The sequence below is a fragment of the Oryzomicrobium sp. genome (assembly GCF_036820405.1).
GTDB lineage: Bacteria > Pseudomonadota > Gammaproteobacteria > Burkholderiales > Rhodocyclaceae > Oryzomicrobium.
The window spans coordinates 54,678-73,677 of the sequence record NZ_DAISLS010000008.1 but is presented as its reverse complement, the minus strand read 5'-3'; the positions used below and the strand labels follow the sequence as shown (position 1 = coordinate 73,677).

The 19,000-nt window shown below is 63.6% G+C and carries 13 protein-coding genes and 4 tRNA genes; 16 read left to right on the top strand and 1 reads right to left on the bottom strand.

What is annotated here, in order from left to right; genetic code table 11:
- Positions 1–51: 51 nt before the first annotated feature.
- Positions 52–1,458 carry an FAD-binding oxidoreductase gene (locus tag V7Z98_RS09030; RefSeq protein ID WP_334157715.1) on the bottom strand — a complete coding sequence of 469 codons (1,407 nt, stop codon included), beginning with the start codon at positions 1,456–1,458 and terminating at the stop codon, positions 52–54.
- Between the two features lie 315 nt (positions 1,459–1,773).
- Between V7Z98_RS09030 and V7Z98_RS09025 the strand changes: the two genes are divergently transcribed.
- The 16 genes from V7Z98_RS09025 to fusA all read left to right on the top strand — a co-directional run bounded on the left by V7Z98_RS09025 (position 1,774) and on the right by fusA (position 18,983).
- Positions 1,774–1,858 (top strand) — tRNA-Tyr (locus tag V7Z98_RS09025).
- Between the two features lie 93 nt (positions 1,859–1,951).
- Positions 1,952–2,025, top strand: a tRNA-Gly gene (locus V7Z98_RS09020).
- 28 nt (positions 2,026–2,053) lie between these two features.
- A tRNA-Thr gene (locus tag V7Z98_RS09015) sits at positions 2,054–2,128 on the top strand.
- Positions 2,129–2,168: 40 nt separating this feature from the next.
- A complete protein-coding gene (tuf, locus tag V7Z98_RS09010; protein WP_334157704.1) occupies positions 2,169–3,359 on the top strand; it encodes an elongation factor Tu in 1,191 nt (396 codons plus the stop codon).
- A gap of 63 nt (positions 3,360–3,422) precedes the next feature.
- Positions 3,423–3,498, top strand: a tRNA-Trp gene (locus V7Z98_RS09005).
- 19 nt (positions 3,499–3,517) lie between these two features.
- Positions 3,518–3,871 (top strand): preprotein translocase subunit SecE, encoded by a 354-nt coding sequence (gene secE / locus V7Z98_RS09000; RefSeq protein ID WP_334157714.1) that lies wholly within the window; start codon positions 3,518–3,520, stop codon positions 3,869–3,871.
- Positions 3,868–4,401 carry a transcription termination/antitermination protein NusG gene (gene nusG / locus V7Z98_RS08995; protein ID WP_334157713.1) on the top strand — a complete coding sequence of 178 codons (534 nt, stop codon included), beginning with the start codon at positions 3,868–3,870 and terminating at the stop codon, positions 4,399–4,401. The genes secE and nusG overlap by 4 nt, the downstream gene beginning before the upstream one ends.
- 131 nt (positions 4,402–4,532) lie before the next feature.
- On the top strand, positions 4,533–4,964 hold the full coding sequence (gene rplK, locus V7Z98_RS08990) for a 50S ribosomal protein L11 (RefSeq protein WP_334157712.1): 432 nt from the start codon (positions 4,533–4,535) through the stop codon (positions 4,962–4,964).
- Position 4,965: 1 nt separating this feature from the next.
- The gene (rplA, locus tag V7Z98_RS08985; protein WP_334157711.1) at positions 4,966–5,664 is read left to right on the top strand and encodes a 50S ribosomal protein L1; all 699 of its coding nucleotides are present in this window, start codon (positions 4,966–4,968) and stop codon (positions 5,662–5,664) included.
- A 280-nt stretch (positions 5,665–5,944) separates the two neighbouring features.
- On the top strand, positions 5,945–6,448 hold the full coding sequence (gene rplJ, locus V7Z98_RS08980) for a 50S ribosomal protein L10 (protein ID WP_334157710.1): 504 nt from the start codon (positions 5,945–5,947) through the stop codon (positions 6,446–6,448).
- A 63-nt stretch (positions 6,449–6,511) separates the two neighbouring features.
- The gene (gene rplL / locus V7Z98_RS08975; protein ID WP_334157709.1) at positions 6,512–6,889 is read left to right on the top strand and encodes a 50S ribosomal protein L7/L12; all 378 of its coding nucleotides are present in this window, start codon (positions 6,512–6,514) and stop codon (positions 6,887–6,889) included.
- 246 nt (positions 6,890–7,135) lie between these two features.
- On the top strand, positions 7,136–11,500 hold the full coding sequence (rpoB, locus tag V7Z98_RS08970; RefSeq protein WP_334157708.1) for a DNA-directed RNA polymerase subunit beta: 4,365 nt from the start codon (positions 7,136–7,138) through the stop codon (positions 11,498–11,500).
- Positions 11,501–11,613: 113 nt separating this feature from the next.
- Positions 11,614–15,831, top strand: a complete 4,218-nt coding sequence (gene rpoC / locus V7Z98_RS08965; RefSeq protein WP_334157707.1) for a DNA-directed RNA polymerase subunit beta' — start codon at positions 11,614–11,616, stop codon at positions 15,829–15,831.
- A gap of 151 nt (positions 15,832–15,982) precedes the next feature.
- Entirely contained in the window at positions 15,983–16,360 is a 378-nt protein-coding gene (gene rpsL, locus V7Z98_RS08960; RefSeq protein ID WP_334157706.1) for a 30S ribosomal protein S12, read from the top strand.
- Positions 16,361–16,393: 33 nt separating this feature from the next.
- Positions 16,394–16,864 carry a 30S ribosomal protein S7 gene (gene rpsG / locus V7Z98_RS08955; protein ID WP_054619994.1) on the top strand — a complete coding sequence of 157 codons (471 nt, stop codon included), beginning with the start codon at positions 16,394–16,396 and terminating at the stop codon, positions 16,862–16,864.
- A 22-nt stretch (positions 16,865–16,886) separates the two neighbouring features.
- Positions 16,887–18,983: an elongation factor G gene (gene fusA, locus V7Z98_RS08950; protein ID WP_334157705.1), complete on the top strand. Its 2,097-nt coding sequence runs from the start codon at positions 16,887–16,889 to the stop codon at positions 18,981–18,983.
- Positions 18,984–19,000 lie beyond the last annotated feature (17 nt).

Here is a 19,000-nt window from a genome sequence, read left to right as displayed (position 1 = left end):
GTGGCGTGTCGGCGCGTTGGAGTGTCGAAGTATGGAGCTGACGGCAGCCGTTCAGGCGGCGGGCAGGATTTTGCCCGGGTTCATCAGGTCGGCCGGGTCGATGGCGCGCTTGAGTACGCGCATCAGGTCCACGGCGCCCTGGCCGTGCTCCCGCACCATGAACTGCTGCTTGCCCAGGCCGATGCCATGCTCGCCGGTGCAGGTGCCTTCCATGTCGATGGCGCGGCCGACCACCCGCTCGTTGAGCCATTCGGCGGCGGCCATGTCCTTTTCGCTGTCCGGATCGACCAGTACCACTAGATGGAAGTTGCCGTCGCCGACGTGGCCGAACAGGGCGACCTTGAGGCCGACCTGGGCGATATCCTCGTTGGTGGCGTGGATGCACTCGGCCAGGCGCGAGATCGGCACGCACACATCGGTGGGGAAGGCGCGGCAGCCCGGCTGCATCTGCAGGCAGGCGAAGTAGGCGTCGTGGCGGGCCTGCCACAGGCGGGTGCGGTCCTCGGGGCGAGCCGCCCACTGGAAGTTCTGCCCGCCGTGCTCGGCGGCCAGGGCCTGCACCGTCTCGGCCTGTTCGGCCACCCCGGCCTCGGAACCGTGGAACTCGAAGAACAGGGTGGGGGATTCCGGGTAGTCGGTCTTGGAGAAGCGGTTGATGGCACCCATGGTCACCGCGTCGAGCAGTTCGACCCGGGCCACCGGAACCCCAAGCTGGATGGTCTCGATCACCGTGTTGACCGCCTCATCCACGCTGGGGAAGGCGCACACCGCGGCGGAAATGGCTTCGGGCACCGGGTACAGGCGCACCGTCAGTTCGGTGACGATGCCCAGGGTGCCTTCGGCGCCGACGAACAGGCGGGTCAGGTCGTAGCCCGCCGACGACTTGCGCGCCCGGCTGCCGGTCTTGATGACCTGGCCGTCGGGCAGCACCACGGTGAGTTGCAGCACGTTTTCCTTCATGGTCCCGTAGCGCACGGCGTTGGTGCCGGAGGCTCGGGTGGAGGCCATGCCGCCCAGGGAGGCGTCGGCCCCCGGGTCGATGGGAAAGAACAGGCCGGTGCCCTTGAGGGCAGCGTTCAACTGGGTGCGGGTGGCCCCGGCTTCCACCGTGGCGGTCAGGTCTTCGGCGTGGATGTGCTTGACCTGGCTCAGGCCGGCCAGGTCGATGGTGATACCGCCGCGGGGGGCGAGGACGTGGCCTTCCACCGAACTGCCGGTGCCGTAGGGGATCACCGGCACGCCATGGGCGTGGCACAGGGCCACGGCGTCGGCCACCTCGGAGGTGCTTTGGGCGAAGACGACGCCGTCGGGCAGCATCGGCGTGTGCACCGACTCGTCGCGGCCGTGCTGGAGGCGGACCGATTCGCCCTGGGAAAAGCGTTCGCCGAAACGGGCGCGCAGGGCGGCGATGAGGGCTTCCGGGGGCGGAGAAGCGGGATTCTGCTGGTGCGAGGTCATAATCGAAGCGTTTCAACTTGTTGGGGGAGCTGCGGCGTCGCCGGGAAGGTGTACTTTCGGCCACCCGTCCGCGCCGCGTTGGCTATGGGCGCCATTCTACGAGGATTGAAAAGGACGTGTCCGAAAGGTGGTTGCAACGGGTGTCCGACGTCTTCCGCATGGGGAAAAGCGACAAAAAGGGGAGCGCTGCCCCGGGAAGGGAAGGAAAGCCAAAAAAGAGTAGACGTCGGAGGAATTGTTGCTATAATTCTGCCTCTCGGCTCGAACGACTACTTGGCTGCAAAGCCAGGTAGATGCAATTAGCCGTTTCGATCCGGAGGAGTTCCCGAGCGGTCAAAGGGATCAGACTGTAAATCTGACGGCACTGCCTTCGAAGGTTCGAATCCTTCCTCCTCCACCAAACCGCTTGCGGCGCGATCGGTGTCGATCGTGTTGCAGGGTGAAGACCGAAAAGCCCGTTGTCAGGCTCTCTCGGAACCAAGCTGGAAATTGGGCGGGTGTAGCTCAATGGTAGAGCAGAAGCCTTCCAAGCTTATGACGAGGGTTCGATTCCCTTCACCCGCTCCAGCGCGCGGTAACAAGGTTTTGTTGGATCGCCCATGTAGCTCAGTGGCAGAGCACTCCCTTGGTAAGGGAGAGGTCGGCAGTTCAATCCTGCCCATGGGCACCACGGTTTTTCACTCTTTTGTCTCGAAATTTGAGGGGCTGAAATGGCTAAGGAAAAGTTCGAACGTACGAAGCCGCACGTGAACGTTGGCACGATTGGTCACGTTGACCACGGCAAGACCACGCTGACGGCGGCGATCACCACCATTCTGTCGAAGAAGTTCGGTGGCGAAGCAAAGGCGTACGACCAGATCGACGCTGCTCCGGAAGAAAAGGCCCGGGGCATCACCATCAACACCGCTCACGTCGAGTACGAAACCGCGACCCGTCACTACGCCCACGTGGACTGCCCGGGTCACGCCGACTACGTGAAGAACATGATTACCGGTGCCGCCCAGATGGACGGCGCCATCCTGGTCTGTTCCGCTGCTGACGGCCCCATGCCGCAGACCCGCGAACACATCCTGCTGGCCCGTCAGGTCGGCGTGCCCTACATCATCGTCTTCCTGAACAAGTGCGACATGGTCGACGACGCCGAGCTCCTCGAGCTGGTGGAAATGGAAGTGCGCGACCTGCTGTCCAAGTACGACTTCCCGGGCGACGACATCCCCATCGTCAAGGGCTCCGCCCTGAAGGCCCTGGAAGGCGACCAGTCCGAAATCGGCGAGCCCGCCATCCTGGCCCTGGCCGACGCCCTGGATAGCTACATCCCGACGCCTGAGCGCGCTGTGGACAAGCCCTTCCTGTTGCCCATCGAAGACGTGTTCTCCATCTCCGGCCGCGGCACCGTGGTGACCGGCCGTGTCGAGCGCGGCATCGTCAAGGTTGGCGAAGAAATCGAAATCGTCGGCATCAAGCCCACTGTCAAGACCACCTGCACCGGCGTGGAAATGTTCCGCAAGCTGCTGGACCAAGGTCAGGCCGGTGACAACGTCGGCGTGCTGCTGCGCGGCACCAAGCGTGAAGAAGTCGAGCGCGGCCAAGTGCTGGCCAAGCCGGGCTCCATCACCCCGCACACCCACTTCACCGGTGAAGTGTACGTTCTGTCCAAGGACGAAGGTGGCCGTCACACCCCGTTCTTCAACAACTACCGTCCCCAGTTCTACTTCCGGACCACGGACGTGACCGGTGCCATCAGCCTGCCGGAAGGCACCGAGATGGTGATGCCGGGCGACAACATCCAGATGACCGTGAAGCTGATCTGCCCGATCGCCATGGAAGAAGGTCTGCGCTTCGCCATCCGCGAAGGCGGCCGCACCGTCGGCGCCGGCGTCGTCTCCAAGATCATCGAGTAATCGCTGATCGGTAGTTAGTAAGCGTCCCGGTCCAACCCCGGGGCGCTTTGTAGTCTCTGCTGCAGGGGCATAGCTCAATTGGCAGAGCGTCGGTCTCCAAAACCGAAGGTTGGGGGTTCGAGACCCTCTGCCCCTGCCAACTTTACAGAACGATCACAATGGCCGATAAGCTCAAATTTGCGCTGGCGATCGCGCTCCTCGCGGCCGGCGTGGTCGGCTTTTATTTGCTGGCCGAGCAGGCGCTGATCATCCGCATCCTGGCGGTGCTGGTCGGTGTGGCTGCCGCTGCTGCGCTGGCCTGGTATACCGAACCGGGGCAGCGTTTTTTCGTTTTTGCCCAAGAGGCGGCCCTCGAAGCCCGCAAGGTGGTATGGCCGACCCGCAAGGAAACCCTGCAGATGACTGGGGCGGTGTTCGCCTTTGTCGTCGTCATGGCGATCTTCCTCTGGGTGACGGATAAAAGCCTGGAATGGGCGCTGTACGACCTGATTCTGGGATGGAAGAAATCATGAGCAAGCGCTGGTACGTGGTTCACGCCTATTCGGGCTTCGAAAAGAGCGTTCAGCGGGCGCTGGTGGACCGCATCGCCCGTAGCGGCATGCAGGACCTCTTTGGTCAGATTCTTGTTCCCGTCGAAGAAGTCGTGGAAATGAAGGGTGGCCAGAAAAGCATCACCGAGCGGAAGTTCTTCCCCGGCTACGTGCTCGTCGAAATGGAAATGAACGACGACACCTGGCACCTGGTGAAGAGCACCGCCAAGGTCACCGGTTTCGTCGGCGGTACGGCCACTAAGCCCACCCCGATCACCGAGAAGGAAGTGGAGAAGATCCTGCAGCAGATGCAGGAAGGGGTGGAGAAGCCCCGTCCCAAGATCCTTTTCGAGATCGGCGAAGTGGTTCGCGTCAAGGAAGGCCCGTTCACCGACTTCCACGGCAGCGTCGAGGATGTGAACTACGAGAAGAGCAAGTTGCGCGTCTCGGTCACCATCTTCGGTCGCGCCACCCCGGTGGAACTGGATTTCGGCCAAGTCGAAAAGGCCTGACCGCAGTAAGGATTTGGGGCCGGGCCCCCGCGGCGTCGAGCAATCGGCGCCGGCAAGTTCCCGGAAGAGGAGCGAGAGTAAGCCCCGTATGGGGCTGAAGTCGCGTTAAGACTCACGAAACAGGAGCCATCATGGCCAAGAAGATCGTCGGCTTTATCAAGCTGCAAGTGCCGGCGGGCAAGGCGAACCCCTCGCCCCCGATCGGTCCCGCGCTGGGTCAGCGCGGCCTCAACATCATGGAATTCTGCAAGGCCTTCAACGCCCAGACGCAAGGCGTCGAGCCCGGCCTGCCGATCCCCGTGGTGATCACCGCCTATGCGGACAAGTCCTTCACCTTCGTGATGAAGACTCCGCCGGCCACCATCCTCATCAAGAAGGCCGCCGGCATCCAGAAGGGTTCTGCTAAGCCCCATACCGACAAGGTGGGCAAGATCACCCGCGCCCAATGCGAAGAAATCGCCAAGACCAAGTCGCCCGACCTGACCGCCGCCGACCTGGAAGCGGCGGTGCGCACCATCGCCGGCTCCGCCCGGTCCATGGGTATCACGGTGGAGGGTCTCTAACATGGCCAAGCTGAGCAAGAAGCAAAAAGCCCTGGCGGGCAAGATCGACCGGAACAAGGCCTATGCCCTGGCCGACGCCCTGTCCCTGGTCAAGGAAACCGCCACCGCCAAGTTCAACGAGTCCGTCGATGTGGCCGTGAACCTGGGTGTGGACCCCCGTAAGTCCGACCAAGTGGTCCGTGGCTCCGTGGTGCTGCCCGCCGGTACCGGTAAGTCCGTGCGCGTCGCCGTGTTCGCCCAAGGCGACAAGGCCGAGGCCGCCAAGGCCGCTGGTGCCGAAGTCGTCGGTTTTGACGACCTGGCCGAGCAGGTCAAGGCTGGCAACCTGAACTTCGACGTGGTCATTGCCACCCCCGACGCCATGCGCGTGGTGGGCGCCCTGGGCCAGATTCTCGGCCCCCGTGGCCTGATGCCGAACCCGAAGGTTGGCACCGTGACCATGGACGTGACCACTGCGGTGAAGAACGCCAAGGCCGGTCAAGTTCAGTACCGCACCGACAAGGCCGGTATCGTGCACGCCACCATCGGCCGCGCTTCCTTCGAAGCCGACAAGCTGGAGCAGAACCTGCGCGCGCTGATCGATGCGCTGCAAAAGGCCAAGCCCGCTGCCGCCAAGGGCGTGTACCTGAAGAAGATCGCCCTTTCCAGCACCATGGGCCCCGGCGTTCGCGTCGATGCCGCCTCCCTGCTGGCGCAGTAAGCTGTAACGATTGTGCGGAGCTGCCGGAAGGCAGCTCCGTTTTGTACTTTGGGCTGTCGCCTTTTGGGCGGCAGATCGTCAAAGACCGCAGGCGCGGGCCCGGCGACGGGACTGCTTAATGGCGGGTCGTAAGACCCGCGGCCTGCGCAGACGGTGTTCCCGAAACAGGATTTTTGCCGTGGCAGCGACGCCCCGGCAGCGCTCCTGGTTCAGGTCGCCGTGGGTGCGGTGGCGGTTCTTGCGAACCCTGCCGTGTGTGGACTTGAAAGGAGGAAAGACCTTGAGTCTGAATCTCGACGAAAAGAAAGCCGTCGTAGCTGAGGTGTCGGCCCAGGTTGCCAACGCCCAGACCATCGTCGTGGCTGAATACCGTGGCATCGAGGTGGGCGATCTCACCGTGCTGCGCAAGAAGGCCCGCGAGTCTGGCGTGTACCTGCGTGTGCTGAAGAACACCTTGGTGCGCCGCGCCGTGGCGGACACTTCGTTCGCCCCGCTCGCCGACCAGATGACCGGCCCGCTGATCTATAGCATCTCGGTGGATCCGGTCGCTGCGGCGAAGGTGCTCAACGACTTCGCAAAAACCAACGACAAGCTCGTGCTCAAAGCTGGCTGCTACGCCGGTAACGCGCTCGACAAGGCCGGTGTGCAGGCGCTCGCCTCCATCCCCAGCCGCGAAGAGCTGCTGGCCAAGCTGCTGGGCATCATGCAGGCCCCGGTCTCCGGCTTCGCCGGCGCCCTGGCCGCACTCGCCAAGAAGCGCGAAGAAGAAGGCGCCGCCGCCTAACGGCCGGCCCTTGTTCAGCTTATCGACAGAACTCAACTGAATTCCGAATTAGGAGTGATTTAAATGGCTATCACCAAAGAAGACATCCTCGAAGCCGTCGGCGCGATGACCGTTATGGACCTGAACGACCTGGTCAAGGCGTTCGAAGAGAAGTTCGGCGTTTCCGCTGCCTCCCTGGCCGTGGCCGCTCCGGGCGCTGGCGGCGGTGCCGCTGCCGCTGCTGAAGAGCAGACCGAGTTCACCGTGGTCCTGACCGGCGCCGGCGACAAGAAGGTTGAAGTGATCAAGGTGGTGCGTGCTGTGACCGGCCTGGGCCTGAAGGAAGCCAAGGACCTGGTGGACGGCGCTCCGAAGCCCGTCAAGGAAGCCATCGCCAAGGCCGACGCCGAAGCGATCAAGAAGCAGCTGGAAGACGCCGGCGCGAAGGTCGAGATCAAGTAATCTCGCTTTCCGGGTGTTTGGGCTGGCGGCGTTTGCCGTCAGCCCTTTTGCGCTTTCTGGAAAAGATTTTTCCCGGAAGCGGTTTTTGCAGCAGCAGGTGCAGTACGAGCGGTTAAACGAGAGGGCGGAGCAGCCCGTGCCACGCTCTCCCGTTTGTCTGTTTCACCATGAGCGGCCCTTTGCGGGCCGGCCGCAGGGCGGTGCAAGCCGTCGGCGGATTCCCGATTTCAGTCTCTCGGAGCGACCATGACCTACTCCTTCACCGAGAAAAAGCGCATCCGCAAGAGCTTCGCCAAGCGTTCCGGCGTGCTCGATGTGCCCTTCCTCCTCGCGACGCAACTGGAGTCCTACACGTCCTTCCTGCAGGCGGACGTGCATCCCGGCAAACGCCTCAACCAGGGTCTGCAGGCCGCCTTCTCCTCCATCTTCCCGATCGTCTCCCATTCCGGGAACGCTCGTCTGGAGTTCGTCAGCTACAACCTGGCCGAGCCGACCTTCGACGTCAAGGAATGCCAACAGCGCGGCCTGACCTTCGCCTCCGCCCTGCGCGCCCGCGTGCGCCTGGTGATCATGGACCGGGAAACCCCCGACACCATCAAGGAAGTCAAGGAGCAGGAAGTCTACATGGGCGAACTGCCGCTCATGACCACCACCGGCTCCTTCGTCATCAACGGCACCGAGCGGGTCATCGTCTCCCAGCTGCACCGCTCCCCCGGCGTGTTCTTCGAGCACGACCGCGGCAAGACCCACTCCTCGGGCAAGCTGCTCTTCTCCGCCCGCGTGATCCCCTACCGCGGCTCCTGGCTGGACTTCGAGTTCGATCCGAAGGACACCCTGTTCTTCCGCGTGGACCGTCGCCGCAAGATGCCGGTGACCACCCTGCTCAAGTCCATCGGCATGAACGCCGAGGAGATTCTGGCCAACTTCTTCGAATTCGACACCTTCCACGTCACCAAGAAGGGCGGCCTGGAATTCGAACTGGTACCCGAGCGCCTGCGCGGCGAAGTGGCCCGCTTCGACTTCGTGGACCGCACCGGCAAGGTCATCGTCCCCAAGGACAAGCGCATCACCGCCAAGCACATCCGCGACCTTGACGCCGCCGGCATCAAGCGCATCGCCGTGCCCGAGGACTTCGTGGTCGGCCGCACCGTCGCCCGCAACGTGGTCGACACCGAGACCGGTGAAGTGGTGGCCAACGCCAACGACGAGATCACCGAGTCCCTGCTCGCCAAGCTGCTCGAGTCGGGCATCGACGCCATCCCGACCCTGTACACCAACGACCTGGATCGGGGCGCCTTCATCTCCCAGACCCTGCGTTCCGACGAAACCGCCTCCAAGCAGGCCGCCCGCGTCGCCATCTACCGCATGATGCGCCCCGGCGAGCCGCCCACCGAGGAAGCCGTCGAGATTCTGTTCCAGGGCCTGTTCTACTCCGACGAGCGCTACGACCTGTCCGCCGTCGGCCGCATGAAGTTCAACCGCCGCCTCAGCCGCAAGGACGTGGTCGAATACAAGGTGATGATGACCCATGTGCCGGGCAAGGCTGACGCCCAGACCGCCGTGGTGAACGCCCTGGTCGAAGCCACCGGCGCCAAGGAAGGCAACATCCGCGACACCCTGGCCGAGATGCAGTACGGCCCCCGTGCCGCTGCCGAGAACCTGACCCGGGAAGAGGCCGACGCCCTGGCCGCCAAGCTGAAGGGTCTGGGCGTGGCCAACGAGGTGCGCGAGCAGCTGACCCTGTCGCCCCGCGACATCGTCGAATCGATCAAGCTGCTGGTGGAACTGCGCAACGGCCGCGGCGACATCGACGACATCGACCACCTGGGCAACCGCCGCGTGCGCTGCGTCGGCGAACTGGCCGAAAACCAGTTCCGCGCCGGCCTGGTCCGCGTCGAGCGCGCCGTCAAGGAACGCCTGTCCCAGGCCGAGTCCGACAACCTGATGCCCCATGACCTGATCAACGCCAAGCCGATCTCGGCCGCGATCAAGGAGTTCTTCGGCTCCAGCCAGCTCTCCCAGTTCATGGACCAGACCAACCCGCTGTCCGAGATTACCCACAAGCGCCGCGTGTCGGCCCTTGGCCCGGGCGGCTTGACCCGGGAGCGTGCCGGCTTCGAAGTGCGCGACGTGCACCCGACCCACTACGGCCGCGTCTGCCCGATCGAAACGCCGGAAGGCCCGAACATCGGCCTGATCAACTCCCTGGCCATCTACGCCCGGACCAACGACTACGGCTTCCTGGAGACCCCCTACCGCAAGGTGGTGGATCTGCGCGTCACCGACGAGATCGAGTACCTGTCCGCCATCGAGGAAGGCCAGTACGTGATCGCCCAGGCCAACGCCGAAGTCGATGCCAAGGGCACCCTGATCGGTGAACTGGTGTCCTGCCGGAACCGTGGCGAATTCATGCTGGCCTCGCCGGACCAGGTCCAGTACATGGACGTGGCCCCGTCCCAGATCGTGTCCGTGGCCGCCTCCCTGGTGCCGTTCCTCGAGCACGACGATGCGAACCGCGCGCTGATGGGCGCCAACATGCAACGTCAGGCCGTGCCCTGCCTGCGCCCGGAAAAGCCCGTGGTCGGCACCGGCATCGAACGCACCGTGGCTGTGGACTCCGGCACCGCCGTCCAGGCGCTGCGCGGCGGTCTGGTGGACTACGTGGATGCCTCCCGCGTGGTGGTCCGGGTCAACGACGATGAAACCGTGCCGGGCGAAGTCGGCGTGGACATCTACAACCTGACCAAGTACACCCGTTCCAACCAGAACACCAACATCAACCAGCGGCCCATGGTCAAGCGCGGCGATCGTATCGCCAAGGGCGACGTGGTGGCCGACGGCGCCTCCACCGACAAGGGCGAGCTGGCACTGGGGCAGAACATGCTAATCGCGTTCATGCCCTGGAACGGCTTCAACTTCGAAGACTCGGTGTTGATCTCCGAGCGCGTGGTGGCCGAAGACCGCTACACCTCGATCCACATCGAGGAACTGACCGTGGTCGCCCGGGACACCAAGCTCGGACCCGAGGAAATCACCCGCGACATCCCGTCCCTGGGCGAAGCCCAGCTGTCCCGCCTGGACGAGTCCGGCATCGTCTACATCGGTGCCGAGGTCGAAGCCGGCGACGTGCTGGTGGGCAAGGTGACGCCGAAGGGCGAAACCCAGCTGACCCCCGAAGAGAAGCTGCTGCGCGCCATCTTCGGCGAGAAGGCCTCCGACGTTAAGGACACCTCCCTGCGCGTTTCCTCCGGCATCGCCGGCACGGTGATCGACGTCCAGGTGTTCACCCGCGAGGGCATCGAGCGCGATAAGCGCGCCCAGTCGATCATCGACGAGCACCTGCGCCACTACAAGCAGGATCTGGCCGACCAGATGCGCATCGTCGAACGCGACACCTTCGAGCGCGTCGGCCGCCTGCTGATGGGCAAGGTCGCCAACGGCGGTCCGAAGAAGCTGGCCCGCGGTACCGAGGTCACCCAGGCCTACCTGGACACCATCGATCCGCACCACTGGTTCGACATCCGCATGGCCGACGAAGAAGTCGCCCAGCAGCTGGAAGGCCTGCGCGAAGGCATCGAGCAGACCCGCAAGGACTTCGACGTCGCCTTCGAAGAGAAGCGCAAGAAGCTCACCCAGGGCGACGAGCTGCCCCCGGGCGTGCAGAAGATGGTCAAGGTCTACCTGGCCGTCAAGCGCCGCCTGCAGCCCGGCGACAAGATGGCCGGCCGTCACGGTAACAAGGGCGTGGTCTCCAAGATCACCCCGGTGGAAGACATGCCGCACATGGCCGACGGCAACCCCGTCGACATCGTGCTGAACCCGCTGGGCGTGCCGTCGCGGATGAACGTGGGCCAGATTCTCGAAGTCCACCTGGGCTGGGCGGCCAAGGGCATCGGCAAGCGCATCGACGAGATGCTGCGCCAAGAGCGCAACGCTGCCGAGGTCCGCGCCTACCTGGACAAGGTCTACAACGCCGGCGGCAAGTCCGAGGAGATCAAGTCTCTGAACGACGCCGAAGTGCTGGAGCTGGCCGAGAACCTCAAGGGTGGCCTGCCGTTCGCCACTCCGGTGTTCGACGGCGCCAAGGAGCAGGACATCCGCACCATGCTCGACTTCGCTTTCCCGAGTGATGACGAGCGCACCGAGCGCCTGGGCTTCCGCAAGATGGTCGATCCCCAGACCGGCCGCGAGTGGACCGACAAGACCCAGTTGGTGCTGTTCGACGGCCGCACCGGCGAAGCCTTCGACCGTCCGGTGACCGTCGGTTACATGCACTTCCTGAAGCTGCACCACTTGGTGGACGACAAGATGCACGCCCGTTCCACTGGCCCCTACAGCCTGGTGACCCAGCAGCCCCTGGGCGGCAAGGCCCAGTTCGGCGGCCAGCGTTTCGGCGAAATGGAAGTGTGGGCCCTGGAAGCCTACGGCGCGTCCTACGTGCTGCAGGAAATGCTGACCGTGAAGTCGGACGACGTGAACGGCCGGACCAAGGTCTACGAAAACATCGTCAAGGGCGAGCACCGCATCGATGCGGGCATGCCGGAATCCTTCAACGTGCTGGTGAAGGAAATCCGCTCCCTGGCGATCGACATGGACCTGGAGCGCTACTAAGCATCGCCCCGGGCCGGCGTTTTAGCCAAGAACGCCGGCCCGTACCGCCCTGTCTACCGACAAGGCCTGATTGGCACCGGATTTGTAGTATTCACCCCTCCAAGGAGTGAGCAATGAAAGCACTGCTGGATCTGTTCAAACAGGTAACCCAGGAAGAGGAATTCGACGCGATCACCATCGGTCTCGCGTCCCCCGAGAAGATCCGTTCCTGGTCCTTCGGCGAAGTCAAAAAGCCGGAAACCATCAACTACCGCACCTTCAAGCCGGAGCGGGACGGCCTGTTCTGCGCCAAGATCTTTGGACCGATCAAAGACTACGAGTGCCTGTGCGGCAAGTACAAGCGCCTCAAGCACCGCGGCGTGATCTGCGAGAAGTGCGGCGTCGAAGTGACCCTGGCCAAGGTGCGCCGCGAGCGCATGGGCCACATCGAGCTGGCCTCGCCGGTCGCCCACATCTGGTTCCTCAAGTCCCTGCCCAGCCGTCTCGGCATGGTGCTGGACATGACCCTGCGCGACATCGAGCGCGTCCTCTACTTCGAAGCCTTCGTGGTGGTCGAGGCCGGCATGACCCCGCTGCAACGCGGCCAGCTGCTGACCGAGGATGACTACCTGGCCAAGGTCGAGGAATACGGCGACGAATTCCAGGCCCTGATGGGCGCCGAGGCCGTGCGCGAGCTGCTGCGCACCATTGACGTGGACCGCGATGTCGAGAGGCTGCGCCAGGAACTGGAAACCACCGGTTCCGAGGCCAAGAACAAGAAGATCGCCAAGCGCCTGAAGATCCTCGAAGGCTTCCAGAAGTCCGGCATCAAGCCCGACTGGATGGTCCTCGAAGTGCTGCCCGTGCTGCCCCCGGACCTGCGTCCGCTGGTGCCCCTGGACGGCGGCCGCTTCGCCACCTCCGACCTGAACGATCTGTACCGCCGCGTCATCAACCGCAACAACCGCTTGAAGCGCCTGCTCGAGCTGAAGGCCCCGGACATCATCGTGCGCAACGAAAAGCGCATGCTGCAAGAATCCGTGGACTCCCTGCTCGACAACGGCCGTCGCGGCAAGGCCATGACCGGTGCCAACAAGCGCCCGCTGAAGTCCCTGGCCGACATGATCAAGGGCAAGGGCGGCCGCTTCCGTCAGAACCTGCTCGGTAAGCGCGTCGACTACTCCGGCCGTTCCGTGATCGTGGTGGGCCCGCAGCTGCGCCTGCACCAGTGCGGCCTGCCCAAGCTGATGGCCCTGGAGCTGTTCAAGCCCTTCATCTTCCACAAGCTGGAAGTGCTCGGCCTGGCCACCACCATCAAGCAAGCCAAGAAGATGGTGGAATCCCAGGAACCCGTGGTGTGGGACATCCTGGAAGACGTGATCCGCGAACACCCGGTCATGCTCAACCGGGCGCCGACCCTGCACCGTCTGGGCATCCAGGCCTTCGAGCCGACCCTGATCGAAGGTAAGGCCATCCAGCTGCACCCGCTGGTGTGCGCGGCGTTCAACGCCGACTTCGACGGCGACCAAATGGCCGTCCACGTCCCGCTGTCCCTGGAAGCGCAGATGGAAGCCCGCACCCTGATGCTGGCCTCCAACAACGTGCTGTCCCCCGCCAACGGCAACCCGATCATCGTCCCCTCCCAGGACATCGTGCTCGGCCTCTACTACGCCACCCGTGAGCGCATCAACGCCAAGGGCGAGGGCATGTTCTTCGCCGACGTGGCCGAAGTCGAGCGTGCCTACGCGGCCAAGGAAGTGGAGCTGCACTCCAAGATTGCGGTGCGCCTCAAGCACTACGACAAGACCGCCGAAGGCGGCTGGTCCGAGCGCCTGGTGCGCGTCGAGACCACCGTCGGCCGCGCCATCCTCTCCCAGATCCTGCCCAAGGGCCTGCCCTTCAAGGCCATCGACCAGCCGCTGAAGAAGAAGGCGATCTCCAAGCTGATCGACGAATCCTTCCGCCGTTGCGGCCTGAAGGAAACCGTGGTGTTCGCCGACAAGCTGATGCAGAACGGCTTCCGCCTCGCTACCCGCGGCGGTATCTCCTTCTGCGCCGGCGACATGCGCGTGCCGACCCAGAAGCACGAGATCATCGGCGCCGCCCGTGAGGAAGTGCGCGAGATCGAAGAGCAGTACAAGAACGGCCTGGTGACCCAGGGCGAGCGCTACAACAAGGTGGTGGACATCTGGGGCCGTGCCGGCGACCAGGTCGCCAAGGTGATGATGGACCAGCTCTCCTTCGAAGAGACGATCAACCGCGCCGGCGCCAAGGTCAAGCAGGAGTCCTTCAACTCCATCTACATGATGGCCGACTCCGGCGCCCGGGGTTCCGCCGCCCAGATCAAGCAGCTGGCCGGTATGCGGGGCCTGATGGCCAAGCCGGACGGCTCGATCATCGAAGAGCCGATCTACTCGAACTTCCGCGAAGGCCTGAACGTGCTGGAGTACTTCATCTCCACCCACGGTGCCCGTAAGGGTCTGGCCGATACCGCGCTGAAGACCGCCAACTCCGGTTACCTGACCCGCCGTCTGGTGGACGTGACCCAGGATCTGGTGATCACCGAGGACGATTGCGGCACCGCCAACGGCTTCGTCATGAAGGCCCTGATCGAGGGCGGTGAAGTGATCGAGCCGCTGCGCGAGCGCATCCTCGGCCGCGTCACCGCCGACGACCTGCTCGATCCCGAGACCCAGCAAGTTGCCATCGCTGCCGGCACGCTGCTGGACGAGGATACCTGCGATCTGATCGATCGCCTGGGCATCGACGAGGTCAAGGTGCGCACTCCGCTCACCTGCGAAACCCGCTACGGCCTGTGCGCCAAGTGCTACGGCCGCGACCTGGGCCGCGGTTCCCTGGTGAACACCGGTGAATCCGTGGGTGTGATCGCTGCCCAGTCGATCGGCGAACCGGGCACCCAGCTGACCATGCGGACCTTCCACGTCGGTGGCGCGGCCTCCCGTGCCGCTGTGGCCGACAACGTCGAAGCCAAGTCCAACGGTACCGTGCGCTTCACCTCGACCATGCGCTACGTCACCAGCAACAAGGGTGAAAAAGTGGTGGTCGGCCGTTCCGGCGAAATCATCATCGCCGACGACATGGGCCGCGAGCGCGAGCGCCACAAGGTGCCCTACGGTGCCGTGCTGCAGGCGGACGAAGGCAAGCAGGTCAAGGCCGGCACCAAGCTGGCGACCTGGGACCCCCACACCCGTCCCATCATCACCGAGTACTCCGGTACCGCCAAGTTCGAGAACGTGGAAGAGGGCGTCACCGTCGCCAAGCAGATCGACGACGTGACCGGCCTGTCCACCCTGGTGGTGATCGATCCGAAGCGCGGCGGCAAGGCCCAGTCCAAGGGGCTGCGTCCCCAGGTCAAGCTGATCGACGGCAACGGCGAGGAAGTCAAGATCGCCAACTCCGAGCAGCCGGTGGTTATCTCCTTCCCGGTAGGCGCCATCATCACCGTGACCGACGGCCTGCTGGTGGGCGGCGGCGAGGTGCTGGCCCGTATTCCCCAGGAATCGGCCAAGACTCGTGACATCACCGGTGGTCTGCCGCGGGTGGCCGAGCTGTTCGAAGCCCGTACCCCCAAGGACGCCGGCATGCTGGCGGAAGTCACCGGCACCATCTCCTTCGGTAAGGACACCAAGGGCAAGCAGCGCCTGGTGATCACCGACTTGGAAGGCCAGGCCCACGACTACTTGATCCCCAAGGACAAGCATGTCCTGGTGCACGATGGCCAGGTGGTGAACAAGGGCGAGTCCATCGTGGACGGCGAACCCGATCCGCAGGACATCCTGCGCCTCAAGGGTGTCGAGGAGCTGGCACGCTACATCACCGACGAAGTGCAGGACGTGTACCGTCTGCAGGGTGTGAAGATCAACGACAAGCACATCGAAGTGATCGTCCGCCAGATGCTGCGTCGCGTCCAGGTTACCGACTCGGGTGACACCGGCTTTATCCGCAGCGAGCAGGTGGAGCGTTCCGAGGTGCTGATCGCCAACGACCGCATGATGGCCGAGGGCAAGCAGCCCGCGGTCTTCGAGCCGGTTCTGCTCGGTATCACCAAGGCCTCCCTGTCCACCGACTCGTTCATCTCGGCGGCGTCCTTCCAGGAAACCACCCGGGTGCTCACTGAGGCGGCCATCATGGGCAAGCGCGACGAGCTGCGCGGCCTCAAGGAAAACGTTATCGTCGGCCGTCTCATCCCGGCCGGCACCGGTCTCGCTTACCACCGTACCCGGAAGGCTCAGTCCGCCGGGGACGACCTGGCGGCGGACCGTTCCCTCGAAGAGGAAACTCCCGCGGCGGTGGAAACTACCGCTGGAGACGCTCCGCAGATGGATGTATGATTTCGGCCCCCAGTCCCTTCGTTGACTGGGGGGTTGAAAAAAAATAGAATCTGCGGTCTTTGTCGGCAGAGGCTAACCATTGCTTCTGCTTAGGAAAATAAGCCTGTGCCGTGCGGTGTCTGCCGCCGCGCGGCTTTTTGGGAATTGAACTATGCCGACCATTAACCAACTCGTGCGCAAGCCGCGCGTGGCGGAAGTCACCAAGAGCAAGGTCCCGGCGCTGCAGTCCTGCCCGCAGAAGCGTGGCGTCTGCACCCGTGTCTACACCACCACCCCGAAGAAGCCGAACTCCGCGCTTCGTAAGGTGTGCAAGGTCCGTCTGACCAACGGCTACGAAGTCATCTCCTACATCGGCGGTGAAGGCCACAACCTGCAGGAGCACTCCGTGGTCCTGATCCGTGGCGGCCGTGTGAAGGACTTGCCGGGTGTGCGTTACCACACCGTGCGCGGTTCCCTCGACACCCAGGGCGTCAAGGACCGTAAGCAGTCCCGCTCCAAGTACGGTGCCAAGCGCCCGAAAGCCGCCTAAGCGGTCGGTTCATATTCAATCGAAGGAAGCAAGATGCCTCGTCGTCGCGAAGTCCCCAAGCGTGAGATTCTGCCCGATCCCAAGTTCGGTAATCAGGACGTCTCCAAGTTCATCAACACCATCATGCAGTCCGGCAAGAAGTCTGTTGCCGAGCGCATCGTCTATGGTGCTTTCTCCCAGATCGAGACCAAGGGTGGCAAGAACCCGGTCGAAGTGTTCGTGGCGGCCCTCGGCAACGCCCGTCCCATGGTCGAAGTGAAGAGCCGCCGCGTCGGCGGTGCCAACTACCAGGTCCCCGTGGAAATCCGTCCGTCCCGCCGTATGGCCCTGGCCATGCGCTGGCTGCGCGACGCTGCTCGCAAGCGTTCAGAGAAGTCCATGGGTCAGCGTCTGGCTAACGAGCTGCTCGAAGCGGCCGAAGGCCGTGGCGGCGCCGTGAAGAAGCGCGACGAAGTGCATCGGATGGCTGAAGCCAACAAGGCTTTCTCCCACTTCCGCTTCTAATCTTTACCACTAGGGTTAAATCGTGGCTCGCAAGACTCCCATCGAGCGCTACCGCAACATCGGTATCAGCGCCCACATCGACGCCGGCAAGACCACCACTACCGAGCGGATTCTTTTCTACACCGGCGTGAACCACAAGCTGGGTGAAGTGCATGATGGCGCCGCCACCATGGACTGGATGGAGCAGGAGCAGGAGCGGGGTATCACCATCACCTCCGCCGCCACCACCTGTTTCTGGAAGGGCATGGACATGTCCCTCCCTGAGCACCGGTTCAACATCATCGACACTCCGGGGCACGTGGACTTCACCATCGAGGTGGAGCGTTCCATGCGCGTCCTGGACGGTGCCTGCATGGTGTACTGCGCCGTAGGTGGTGTGCAGCCCCAGTCCGAGACCGTGTGGCGCCAGGCCAACAAGTACAAGGTGCCCCGTCTCGCCTTCGTGAACAAGATGGACCGTTCCGGTGCCAACTTCTACAAGGTCTATGACCAGATGAAGATGCGCCTGAAGGCGAATCCTGTGCCCGTCGTGCTGCCGATCGGCGCTGAGGATACCTTCGCCGGTGTGGTCGATCTGCTCAAGATGAAGGCCATCATCTGGGACGAAGCTTCCCAGGGCATGAAGTTCGAGTACCAAGACATCCCGGTCGACCTCAAGGAGAAGGCCGAGGAATGGCGCGCCCAGATGGTTGAAGCGGCTGCCGAAGCCAGCGAAGACCTGATGAACAAGTACTTGGAAGAGGGCGAGCTCTCCGAGGAGGACGTGGTCATCGGCCTGCGCACCCGCACCATCAACTGCGAAATCCAGCCGATGCTGTGCGGCACCGCCTTCAAGAACAAGGGCGTGCAGCGCATGCTCGACGCGGTGATCCAGTTCCTGCCGTCTCCGGTGGACATTCCCCCGGTGCAGGGCGAAAAGGAAAACGGCGATCCCGACACCCGTCCGGCTGACGATGGCGCCAAGTTCTCCGCTCTGGCCTTCAAGCTGATGACCGACCCGTACGTCGGCCAGCTGACCTTCATCCGCGTCTACTCCGGCGTGCTGAACTCCGGCGACACCATCTACAACCCGATCAAGGGTCGTAAGGAGCGGATCGGTCGTCTGCTGCAGATGCACGCCAATGATCGCGAAGAGATCAAGGAAGTGCGCGCCGGCGACATCGCCGCCTGCGTGGGCCTGAAGGAAGTGACCACCGGGGAGACCCTGTCCGATCCGGACGCTCCGATCATCCTCGAGCGCATGGAATTCCCCGACCCCGTGATCCACGTGGCTGTCGAGCCGAAGACCAAGGGCGACCAGGAAAAGATGGGCCTGGCCCTCAACCGTCTGGCTCAGGAAGATCCGTCCTTCCGCGTGCGCACCGACGAAGAGTCCGGTCAGACCATCATCTCCGGCATGGGCGAGCTGCACCTCGAGATCATCGTCGACCGCATGAAGCGCGAATTCGGCGTGGAAGCCAACGTGGGTGCTCCCCAAGTGGCCTACCGCGAAGCCGTGCGCAAGGCGGTGGAACAGGAAGGTAAATTCGTCAAGCAGTCCGGCGGCCGCGGTCAGTACGGCCACGTCTGGATCAAGCTGGAGCCGAACGAAGCCGGCAAGGGCTACGAGTTCGTCGATGCCATCAAGGGTGGTGTGGTGCCCCGCGAGTACATCCCCGCGGTGGACAAGGGCCTGCAGGAAACCCTGCCGAACGGCGTGCTGGCCGGCTTCCCGGTGGTGGACGTCAAGGTCACCCTGTTCGACGGTTCCTACCACGACGTGGACTCCAACGAAAACGCCTTCAAGATGGCGGCTTCGATGGCCTTCAAGGACGCCATGCGCAAGGCCAGCCCGGTTCTGCTCGAGCCGATGATGGCCGTGGTGGTGGAAACCCCCGAAGAGTACATGGGCAACGTGATGGGCGACCTGTCCAGCCGCCGTGGCATCGTCCAGGGTATGGACGACCTGCCGGGCGGGATCAAGGAAGTCAAGGCCGAAGTGCCGCTGGCCGAAATGTTCGGCTACGCCACCCAGCTGCGCTCCCTGACCCAGGGCCGCGCCACCTATTCCATGGAGTTCAAGCACTACGTGGAAGCCCCCAAGAACGTTGCTGATGCTGTCATCAGCAACAAGAAGTAATCCAGTTTATTGAAAGA